The sequence below is a fragment of the Streptomyces glaucescens genome, assembly GCF_002154375.1.
In the GTDB taxonomy this organism is placed as follows: Bacteria; Actinomycetota; Actinomycetes; order Streptomycetales; family Streptomycetaceae; genus Streptomyces; species Streptomyces glaucescens.
Map to the genome: position 1 here is coordinate 1 of NZ_MUND01000380.1, position 10658 is coordinate 10658.

Annotated in this window: 6 protein-coding genes; 5 read left to right on the forward strand and 1 reads right to left on the reverse strand. The window is 71.5% G+C overall.

Annotated elements, in window-relative coordinates; translation table 11 throughout:
• Positions 1-99: 99 nt before the first annotated feature.
• Positions 100-1545, forward strand: a complete 1446-nt coding sequence (locus CCN42_RS24220) for an aldehyde dehydrogenase family protein (RefSeq protein WP_086738770.1) — start codon at positions 100-102, stop codon at positions 1543-1545.
• A gap of 94 nt (positions 1546-1639) precedes the next feature.
• On the opposite strand, the gene CCN42_RS24225 is transcribed toward CCN42_RS24220, so the two are convergent.
• Positions 1640-4474 (reverse strand): glycoside hydrolase family 3 C-terminal domain-containing protein, encoded by a 2835-nt coding sequence (locus CCN42_RS24225; protein WP_086738772.1) that lies wholly within the window; start codon positions 4472-4474, stop codon positions 1640-1642.
• A gap of 358 nt (positions 4475-4832) precedes the next feature.
• Here CCN42_RS24225 and CCN42_RS24235 point away from each other — a divergent pair, with 358 nt between their 5' ends.
• The 4 genes from CCN42_RS24235 to CCN42_RS24250 form a co-directional block, all read left to right on the forward strand.
• On the forward strand, positions 4833-6521 hold the full coding sequence (locus CCN42_RS24235; RefSeq protein ID WP_086738774.1) for a type 2 periplasmic-binding domain-containing protein: 1689 nt from the start codon (positions 4833-4835) through the stop codon (positions 6519-6521).
• A 26-nt stretch (positions 6522-6547) separates the two neighbouring features.
• Positions 6548-7570 carry an ABC transporter permease gene (locus CCN42_RS24240; RefSeq protein ID WP_086738776.1) on the forward strand — a complete coding sequence of 341 codons (1023 nt, stop codon included), beginning with the start codon at positions 6548-6550 and terminating at the stop codon, positions 7568-7570.
• The gene (locus CCN42_RS24245; RefSeq protein ID WP_086738778.1) at positions 7567-8508 is read left to right on the forward strand and encodes a carbohydrate ABC transporter permease; all 942 of its coding nucleotides are present in this window, start codon (positions 7567-7569) and stop codon (positions 8506-8508) included. The genes CCN42_RS24240 and CCN42_RS24245 overlap by 4 nt, the downstream gene beginning before the upstream one ends.
• 57 nt (positions 8509-8565) lie before the next feature.
• Positions 8566-10658: sialidase family protein (locus CCN42_RS24250; RefSeq protein ID WP_086738780.1), on the forward strand; the 2093-nt coding region annotated here is incomplete at its 3' end.

The following is a 10658-nucleotide window of genomic DNA, read 5'->3' on the forward strand; positions in this document are numbered from 1 at the left end:
CCACTACGTTTCGGACAAGCCCCCCGCGGCCCCGCCGCCCCTACCGTGGACCTCGACAGGCAAGCACACCCCCAACGCGGAAGGGCACGGGCCACGACCATGACCTCCACCCACGCCTTCTGGCTCGCCGGCCGTCAGGCCACCGGCGAGACCACCTTCGATGTCGAGTCGCCGTGGGACGGTCGGCTGGTCGGGCAGGTCAGCGTGCCGACCGACGCGCAGGTCGAGGAGGCCGTGGCCGCCGCGTACGCCGTGCGGGACGAGTTCGCCGCCACGCCCGCCCATGTCCGGGCCGCCGCGCTCGACCACGTCAGCAAGCGGCTCGCCGAGCGCACCGAGGAGATCGCCCGGCTGATCTCCGCCGAGAACGGCAAGCCGATCAAGTGGGCGCGCGGCGAGGTCGGCCGTGCCGTGTCCGTGTTCCGGTTCGCCGCCGAGGAGGCCCGGCGGTTCAACGGCGGCGAGGCGCAGCGCCTCGACACCGACCTCGGCGGCCAGGGCCGGCTCGCCCTCACCCGCCGCTTCCCCAAGGGCGTCGTCCTCGGCATCGCGCCGTTCAACTTCCCGCTGAACCTGTGCGCCCACAAGGTCGCCCCGGCCATCGCCGCCGGCGCCCCGATCATCCTCAAGCCCGCCCCGGCCACCCCGCTCTCCGGGCTCATCCTCGGTGAGCTGCTGGCCGAGACCGGGCTGCCGGCCGGCTCGTGGAGCATCCTGACGGTGCCGAACGACCGGATGCCCGCCCTGGTCCAGGACGAGCGGCTGCCGGTGATCTCCTTCACCGGTTCCGACAAGGTCGGCTACGCGATCATGGACTCGGTGCCGCGCAAGCACTGCACCCTGGAGCTGGGCGGCAACGGCGCGGCCGTCGTGCTGGCCGACTGGGCGAGCGACGAGGACCTGGACTGGGCCGCGAGCCGCATCGCGACCTTCTCCAACTACCAGGGCGGCCAGTCCTGCATCTCCGTGCAGCGCGTGATCGCCGACGCCGCCGTGTACGACCGGCTGCTGCCGCGCATCGTCGCCGCCGTCGAGGCCCAGGTCACCGGTGACCCGGGTGACGACGCCACCGATGTCGGCCCGCTGGTCAGCGAGGACGCCGCCAAGCGCGTGGAGTCCTGGGTGGACGAGGCCGTGGCGGCCGGCGCCAGGCTGCTCGCCGGCGGCAAGCGCGACGGCGCCTCCTACGCGCCGACCGTGCTCACCGACGTCCCGGCCGATGTGACCCTCGCCTGCGAGGAGGTCTTCGGACCGGTCCTCACCGTGCAGAAGGCCGACGGCGAGGCCGAGGCCTTCGCCGCGGTCAACGACTCCAAGTTCGGCCTCCAGGCGGGCGTCTTCACCCACGACGTCCAGACCGCCTTCCGCGCCCACCGCGCGCTGGAGGTCGGCGGTGTCGTCATCGGCGACGTGCCCTCCTACCGTGCCGACCAGATGCCGTACGGCGGCGCCAAGCAGTCCGGCGTGGGTCGCGAGGGCGTGAAGTACGCCATGGACGACTACACCTACGAGCGCGTGCTGGTCCTCACCGGTCTCGCGCTCTGACCTGCCACGGACAGGTCGGACAGGCGACGGCCGCAGCCCACTGTGCGGGGGCTGCGGCCGTCGCTGTTTCACCGTGCCGGCCTGGTCCGGACCCTCAACCGGAGAAGCCGACGTGCGCGAGCCGCAGCGGGCCGCGCAGTCCCAGTCGGACGTCGTGCACGCCCTCGGCGGCGCACGCGGTGGTCAGCCGGGTGTAGTCGTACGGGCCGGAGGTCGGGGCGGTGAGGGTGAGCGTCGCGAGCACCGGACCCCCGTCCAGGGACAGTTCGACCGTGCCGCCCCCGCCTGCCACCTCGACGGTCACCTCGGTGACGCCGGGGCCGAAGTCGCAGGCCCGGTAGAGGAGTTCGGCTGCGTCACCGGAGGGTGTCACCGCGTCGCCCGACACCTTGGTGCGGTCGACGATCTCCGTGCCGCTCTGCTCGTCGAAGCCGGCCGGGTCCAGGCCGCGGGTCACGACCGGGCGCGGCGCGGCGGGCTCGCCGGCCAGGGGCACCGTCGTCCGCAGCCGGATGTCCTCACTGGAGGCGCCGGCCAGCAGCTCGTACGGGCCGGGCTCCACCCGCCAGCCGTCGCGGGCCACGTCCCAGAACGCGAACGCGGACAGCGGAACCTCGAAGGACAGTTCCTGGCTCTCGTCCGGGGCCAGGGTGATCCGCGCGTGGTCCAGCAGCGCGCGGCGCGGCCGGATCACCGACGGGTCGGCGGGCCGGGCGTACAGCTGCGCGACCTCGTCCGCCGCCGTCGCCCCCGTGTTGGTGACGGTGAACGAGACGCGCACCGACTCCCCTTCGACCCGGGCCGTCAGGCCGGTGTAGGCGAACCGCGCGTACGACAGGCCGTGGCCGAACGGGAACAGGGGCGTGCCCTCGAAGTACTGGTACGTCTGGCGGCTGCCGATGACGTCGTAGTCGAGCAGGTCCGGCAGGTCACCGTCGTCCGCGTACCAGGTCTGGGGGAGCCGGCCGGCGGGGGAGACGTCGCCGGCCAGCACCCGGGCCAGGGCGGTGCCCGCGGCCTGGCCGCCGTGGGCGGTCCACAGCACCGCCGGGAGCGCGGCGGGGTCGACCGCGTAGGGGTAGGCGGACACCAGTGACAGGACGGTGCGCGGGTTGGCGGCGCGGGCCGCGCGCAGCAGGCGCCGCTGGTGCGCGGGGAGCCGCAGCGTCGTACGGTCCTCCGTCTCCCGGCCGCACAGGTGCGGGTCGTTGCCCGCGACCACCACGACCACGTCCGCCCCGGCCGCGGCCCGGGTCACCGCGTCCTCGCCGCGCTCGGTGACCTCCAGCTCGAAGACCGTCGGGTTCGTCTCCTCCGGCGCGGCAACCTTCACGCCGTCCGCGGCGACACAGACGGGGCGTCCCGTACCGAGGTGCCGGAGGAGGTGGCCGTTCCCGTGGGGTTCGAGGCGGAAGGTCTCCTGGACCACCCAGCCGCCGGGCTGGTCCGCGGCGGCGCGGACATAGCCGTCCTCGGCGACGGAGAGGTAACGGCCGTCGGGCGCGCGGAAGGTCAGCACGTCGTCGCCCCAGTCGATCAGGGCGAGTTCGGTGCCGGTGGCGTCGGCGGTCAGCGGCGGCAGGTCGGTGCGGCCGGCGAGCAGCGCCGGGTCGAGCGCGCCCTCGGCGCCGCGCACCCGGTCGTTCGCGTCCCCGGTCTCGGGCACCCGCACCCAGGTTCCCTCCGGCGTCCGCAGCCGGACGCGGTCCACCCCCTCCGCGAACGACACCCGCTCGGCGCCGAACCGCTCGTAGAGGCCCTCCAGCGGGGTGGAGCGGTGGATGAGCGTGCCGCTGTACCAGTCGAGCTTGCACTCGTCGGCGAGCAGGCCGACGACGGCGATCCGGGTGTCCGGCGCCAGCGGCAGCAGCCCGTCGTTCTTCAGCAGCACGATCGCCTGCTCGGCCGCCTCCCGGGCGAGCGCGCGGTGTTCGGGGGTGTCGAAGGCGCCCGTCTCCTCGTACCCGTCGAACTCGCCGAGCCGGAAGCGGACCGACAGCTGGCGGCGGACCGCGGTGTCGATGTCCGCCTCGGTCAGCAGGCCCCGCTCCAGGGCGCCGCGGACCCGGGCGGTGATCTTCGAGCCGTCCGTGCCGTGGTCGGTGAAGCTGTCGACACCGGCCAGCAGCGCCGCGGCGGTCGCCTCCTCGTGGGTGTCGAAGTAGTGCTCGGAGTCGACCAGGTTGGACGGCGCTCCCGCGTCCGAGCAGACCAGCAGGTCCTCGTCCGTCCAGGCGCGCAGCTGCTCCCGCAGGTACGGGGAGACGTGGTTGGGGCGGCCGTTGACCAGGTTGTACGCCGGCATCACCCCGGCGACCGCGCCCGCCTCCACGGTGTCGCGGAAGGCCCGCAGGTCGTACTCGTGCAGCACCCGCGGGCGGACCGAGGCCGAGGAGGTGTCCCGGTCCGTCTCGTTGTTGTGCGCGAGCCAGTGCTTCAGCACGGGCGCGGTGCGCCAGTACTCCGGGTGGTCGCCGCGCAGGCCCCGGGTGTAGGCGGTGGCGATCGCGGAGGTCAGCCGGGGGTCCTCGGAGTAGCCCTCCTCGTTGCGGCCCCACAGCGGATGGCGCAGCAGGTTCACCGTCGGCGCCCACACGTTGAGGCCGACCCGCTCGTCGCGGGCGCGCATCGCCCGGATCTCCCGCGAGACCGCGTCGCCGACCCGGCGCACCAGCTCCGGGTTCCAGGTCGCGCCGAGCCCGACCGCCTGTGGGAACACCGTCGCCGGGCCCATCCAGGCGACGCCGTGCAGGGCCTCCTGGCCGGTGCGGAACGCGGCCACGCCGAGCCGGTCCACGGCGGGCGCGAACTGGTGCAGGAAGGAGATCTTCTCGTCCAGGGTGAGCCGCGACAGCAGGTCGTCGATGCGCTTCGCGACCGGGAGGTTCGGATCACGGAAAGGCGGCGTAGGCGGCGTTTGTGCGGTCACGTGAAGTTCCCCTTGGGATGGAGCGGCGTGGCGCTTTCGAAGCGCTTCGATGCTCATGCGGTGCACCGGCGGGTGTCAAGACATCACCGCGCAACAACTCCGAGACCCCGCCGACACTTCAAGGGATGTACGAGTCCGGTCGGCGACCGGCGTCCTGGCCCGCACGGCCGAGGAATCTTGGGAACGACCCTTGTGCACCCCCGGGGGTTCACTTAACCTCGCAGCAACATCGAAGCGCTTCGACGATGTCCATCTTCAGAAGTCGAAGGAACGCTTCAGCTCAGCCAGTTCCACTCAAGACACCGCAGCCGACGGCCCCACCGCCGGGTGTCCTGGTGCGCCACGAAGGGTTGACGCAATGACGCCGAACGCCGCTTCTGCCTCCTCCGGCCCGAGCCGGAGAAGCTTCCTCGCCTCCACGGCGGTCGCCACCGCAGCGGTGGCCGGAGGCATGCCGCTGCTGGCCGCCTGTGGCGGTTCGGGCGACGGCGACTCCCGCGAGGGCACCACGTCGGGCAAGAAAGCGCAGAAGCTGCTGCCGGCGTACGTGGCCAGCAACGTGGTGGCGCCGGACATCCCGGCGAAGAACGGTTCCGCCCTCGGCTTCACCCGCGGGGTCGACCTCGCCGCGCTGAAGACCTCGGTGCCGAAGAAGCTCGGCAAGGGCGGCTCCATCAAGGTCATGTCACCGTTCTGGGGCACGCCGCCGAAGGGCGACAACCCCTACTACCGGACGATGAACGACCTGATCGGCGTCGACATCGCCTGGCAGAACCAGGACGGCGTGACCTACGACGAGAAGCTGGGGGCGGTCCTCGCCTCCAGCGACATGCCGGACGTCGTGGTCATCCCCAGCTGGAACATGGGCGGCAAGATACCCAGCGCCATCATCAGCAAGTTCGCCGACCTCGGCCCGTACCTGTCCGGCGACGCGGTCAAGAAGTACCCGAACCTCGCCGCCATCCCCACCGAGGCCTGGCAGTACTCCATCTTCGGCGGCAAACTGCGCGGCCTGCCCCAGCCGTCGCCCTCGGTCACCGGCATCGTGCCCTTCTACCGCAAGGACGTCTTCGACGAGGAGGGCTGGGAACTCCCGCGCACCGCGGACGACTTCCTCGCCTTCGCCAAGGACGTCACCCGGCCCCGGGCCAAGGTGTGGGCCTGCGACGACCTGAAGTGGACCGCCTTCAACATCTTCGGTGTGCTCTCGGGCAGCGAGAAGCCTCTCGGCTGGAACCAGGCCGACGGCAAGTTGGTCTACCGCGTGGAGACCCCGGAGTACCTGGAAGCGCTGGAATGGACCCGCAAGCTCTACGCCGCCGGGGTGGTCCATCCCGACGCCAAGGCGGCCAACCAGGGCACCGCGGCCGACCGGTTCACCTCCGGCCAGGTGCTGATCTACAACAACAACATCTCGGACTGGTGGGGCAAGATGGCCGAACAGTCCACCCAGAACCCGGACTTCCGGATCGCCGGGATGGACATCTTCGGCCACGACGGCGGTGACCCGCAGCTGTGGGCCGGATCGCCCGCCGGCATCTTCGCCTTCGTCAACAAGAAGGCGTCCAAGGCCGTCATCGAGGACGTCCTCGCCGCGGCGAACGTCACCGCCGCCCCGTACGGCACCAAGGAGTACATGCTCACCAACTACGGGGTCGAAGGCACGCACTACACCGTCAAGGACGGCATGCCCGTCAAGAACGACAAGGGCAACCAGGAAGTCGTCAACGCCTACGTCATGCTCGCCAGCCCCGCCCCGACCATCGCGCACCCGGACTTCCCGCAGATCGCCAAGGAACAGGTGGAGTGGCAGCAGCGGATGGGCGCCTTCACCAGGAAGTCCGCCTTCTGGGGCATGCAGATCACCGAGCCGGCCCGCTACACCAACCTCTCCAACGACTTCGAGCAGCTGGAGGACGACATCGTTCGCGGGCGCAAGAAGGTCGGCGACATGCAGCAGGCCGTCTCCGACTGGAAGAAGCAGGGCGGCGACAAGCTGCGCGACTGGTACCAGAAGCTGCTCGACGACAACGGTTCCGCGCAGTGACCCGGGACTGAGGCAAGGAGACGGCCGTGTCCCACAGCACGGTGCCTCGCAGCAGGGCCGAGGCGCAGACGAGCAAGGCCGCGGAGCGGGAGCCCGACCTCCCCTCCGCGCGGCGCCCGGAGAAGCTGAGCCTGAGGCAGAGGCTGCGCCGCGACCGCACGCTGATCCTGATGACCCTGCCGGCCGTCGTGCTGGTCCTGGTCTTCAACTACATACCGATCCTGGGCAACGTCGTCGCCTTCCAGGAGTACGACCCGTACATCAGCGACAACGGGTTCACCGCCATCCTGGAGAGCCCATGGGTGGGGTTCGAGCAGTTCCAGCGGATCTTCGAGGACTCGGCGTTCTGGGACGCCGTCCGCAACACGCTCGTGCTGTTCTTCCTCCAGCTGGTGCTGTTCTTCCCCATCCCGATCCTGCTCGCGCTGCTCATCAACAGCGTGATCAGGCCCCGGGTGCGGGCGGTCGCCCAGGCCGTGCTGTACCTGCCGCACTTCTTCTCCTGGGTGCTGGTCATCACCGTCTTCCAGCAGATCTTCGGCGGAGCCGGGATCATCGCCCAGACGCTGCGCGAGCACGGGCACGAGGGTTTCGACCTGATGACCGACCCCGGGATCTTCAAGTTCCTGGTGACGGCGGAGGGCGTCTGGAAGGACGCCGGCTGGGGGATCATCGTCTTCCTCGCCGCGCTCGCCTCCGTCAGCCCCGACCTGTACGAGGCGGCGGCGATGGACGGCGCGGGGCGCTGGCGCCGGATGTGGCACGTCACCCTGCCCGCGCTGCGGCCGGTGATCGCGCTGCTGCTGGTGCTGCGGGTCGGTGACGCGCTCACCGTCGGCTTCGAGCAGATCCTGCTGCAACGCGACGCGGTCGGGCCCGGCGCGGCCGAAGTCCTCGACACCTATGTGTGGTGGAACGGCGTACGCAACCAGGACTTCAGCTACGCCGCCGCCGCCGGACTGATCAAGGGGCTGGTGAGCGTGGCGCTCGTCCTCGCCGCGAACAAGGTGGCCCATCTGATGGGCGAGCAGGGGGTGTACAAGAAGTGAGCGCCGTCATCGAGAAGCCGGCCGCGCAGCGCGAACCCCGGTGGTGGGACGCCCCGCCGCGGCCCGTGTGGGAGGAGCGGCCGAGCCAGGCCGGGCTCGCGGGCAAGGGGATCGTCCTCGCCGGTGCCTGCCTCGCCGTGCTGTTCCCGCTGTGGATCGTCATCGTCACCAGCCTGTCCTCGAAGAAGACCATCACCGAGGCCGGCGGGCTGGTGCTGATCCCCAGGGACATCACGTTCATCGCGTACCAGGAACTGCTGAGCGGCGGACAGGTCACCCGGGCGACGCTCGTCAGCCTCGGGGTCACCCTCGTCGGCACGCTGTTCTCCATGACGGTGTCGGTACTGGCCGCCTACGGGCTGTCCCGAAGCGGGTCGCTCGGACACCGGTGGCTGCTGATGACCCTGCTCGCGACGATGTTCTTCGGGGCGGGGCTCATTCCGACGTATCTGCTGGTGCAGTCGCTGGGGCTGACCGACACCTATCTCGCGCTGATCCTGCCGAGTGCGGTGAGCGTGTTCAACATCCTCGTGCTGCGCGGGTTCTTCATGAACATCTCGCCCGAACTGATCGACAGCGCGCGGATCGACGGGGCCGGGGACTGGCGGATCCTGTGGAAGATCGTGATGCCGCTGTCCCGCGCGGTGATCGCGGTGATCACCCTGTTCTACGCGGTGGGGTACTGGAGCGCGTGGTTCAACGCGTCGATCTACCTCACCGACCAGGACATGATGCCGTTGCAGAACGTCATGATCCAGCTCGTGCAGAAGCAGGAGCAGCCGGTCGGGATGAGCCAGGCGATCAAGACCGGGCAGATCTCGGCGCTGGCCGTGCAGATGGCCGTGATGGTGCTGGCGCTGCTGCCGGTGGCGGTGGTCTCGCCGTTCGTCCAGAAGCATTTCAAGAAGGGGATGCTGACCGGGGCCGTGAAGGGCTGACGCCCGCCCCGCGCCCCCGGTTCCGTCACTCACCCCTCCTCCAGAACGAGGTATGTCATGCACACGCCCCGACCCGGCAGACGTGTCGTCCTCGCCGGGACCGCTGCCGCCGCCGCCCTCACCGCCCTGCCGGCGGTCCACGCGCCGGCCCGGGCCGCCGGGCCCGCCTCCGCCTACCGCTGGCGCAACGTCGTCATCGGCGGCACCGGATTCATCACCGGCGTCCTCTTCCACCCCGCCGTCCGCGGCCTCGCCTACGCCCGCACCGACATCGGCGGCGCCTACCGCTGGGACGAGAGGGCCGCCCGCTGGATCCCGCTCACCGACCACCTGGGCTGGGACGACTGGAACCTGCTCGGCGTCGAGGCGATGGCCGTCGACCCCGCGCACCCGGACCGGCTCTACCTCGCCGTCGGCACCTACTCCCAGCCCTGGTCCGGCAACGGCGCCGTGCTGCGTTCGGCGGACCGGGGCCGGACCTGGCAGCGCACCGACCTCACCGTGAAGCTCGGCGCCAACGAGGACGGCCGCGGCGCGGGGGAGCGGCTGCTGGTCGACCCGCGCGACAGCGACACCCTGTGGCTGGGCACCCGGCACGACGGGCTGCTGAAGTCCACGGACCGGGGTGCCACCTGGGCTCCCGCGACCGGCTTCCCGGCCACCCCGAACCCGTCCGGCCAGGGCGTCACCCTCCTCGTCGCGGCCGGCCGCGCGGTCTACGCCGGCTGGGGCGACACCGACGGCACCTCGCCGAACCTCTTCCGCACCACGGACGGCACCACCTGGCACCCGGTCCCCGGGCAGCCCGCCGGCACCGCCGCCAAGGTGCCGATCCGCGCTGCGTACGACCGGCACACCCGGGAGCTGTACGTGACGTACGCCGACGCGCCCGGCCCCAACGGGCAGACGGACGGCAGCGTGCACAAGCTGGCCACCGTCACGGGCAGGTGGACGGAGGTCACCCCCGTGAAGCCCGGCGGGACGACCTCCGACGGCTCCGCCGACACCTTCGGCTACGGCGGTGCCGCCGTGGACGCCCGCCGCCCCGGCACCGTCGTCGTCTCCACCAACAACCGCTGGGCCGCCGTCGACACCCTGTACCGCTCCACGGACGGCGGGCGCTCCTGGACGTCCCTGAAGGAGTCGGCCGTCTTCGACGTGTCCGAGACGCCGTATTTGAAGTGGGGCGGGGAGCAGCCCAAGTTCGGCTGGTGGATCCAGGCGCTCGCCGTCGACCCGTACGACTCGCGCCACCTCGTCTACGGCACCGGCGCCACCCTCTACGGCACCCGGGACCTGCGGCACTGGGCCCCGCGGATCCGCGGCCTGGAGGAGAGCGCCGTACGCCAGCTGATCTCGCCCCCGTCCGGGCCGGCGCACCTGATCAGCGGGCTCGGGGACATCGGCGTGATGTACCACGAGCGGCTCACCGCGTCCCCCGCGCGGGGCATGGCCACGAACCCCGTGTTCGGGTCGGCGACCGGCCTCGCGCAGGCCGCCGGCAAACCGTCGTACGTCGTGCGCACCGGCTGGGGGGACCACGGCAACGGGGCGTACTCCACCGACGGCGGGCGGACCTGGGCGCCCTTCGCCGCCCAGCCCGGCCTCGCGAAGAACGCGCCGGGCCCGATCGCCGTCAACGCCGACGGGACCGTGCTGCTGTGGACCTTCGTGCACTGGGACGGCACCAGGTACCCCGCCTACCGCTCCGCGGACGGCGGCGCGACCTGGTCCGAGGTGGCCTCCTTCCCGAAGGGGGCCACGCCGGTCGCCGACCCGGCCGACCCGGCCGTGTTCTACGCGTACGACACCGACACGGGAACACTGCTCGCGAGCACGGACGGCGGCCGCGCCTTCACCGCCCGGGCGACCGGACTGCCCGCCGGCGACAGCCAGTTCAGGGTGGTCGCGGCGCCGGGGCGGACCGGTGACCTGTGGCTGAGCGCCAAGTGGAACGGGCTGTACCGATCCACCGACGGCGGCGCGCGCTTCACGAAGGCCGACAGCTGCTGGGCCTCCTACACCGTCGGCTTCGGCAAGGCCGCCGACGGCGCCGACTACCCGGCCGTCTACCAGGTCGGCGCGGTGGAGGAGATCACCGCCGTGTACCGCTCCGACGACGGCGCGAGGACCTGGACCCGGATCAACGA

What these genes read in the sequence shown, in the direction of transcription:
- CCN42_RS24220 (WP_086738770.1), top strand. Translation starts at nt 100, where the DNA reads ATGACCTCCACCCACGCCTTCTGGCTCGCCGGCCGTCAGGCCACCGGC.
- CCN42_RS24235 (WP_086738774.1), top strand. Translation starts at nt 4,833, where the DNA reads ATGACGCCGAACGCCGCTTCTGCCTCCTCCGGCCCGAGCCGGAGAAGC.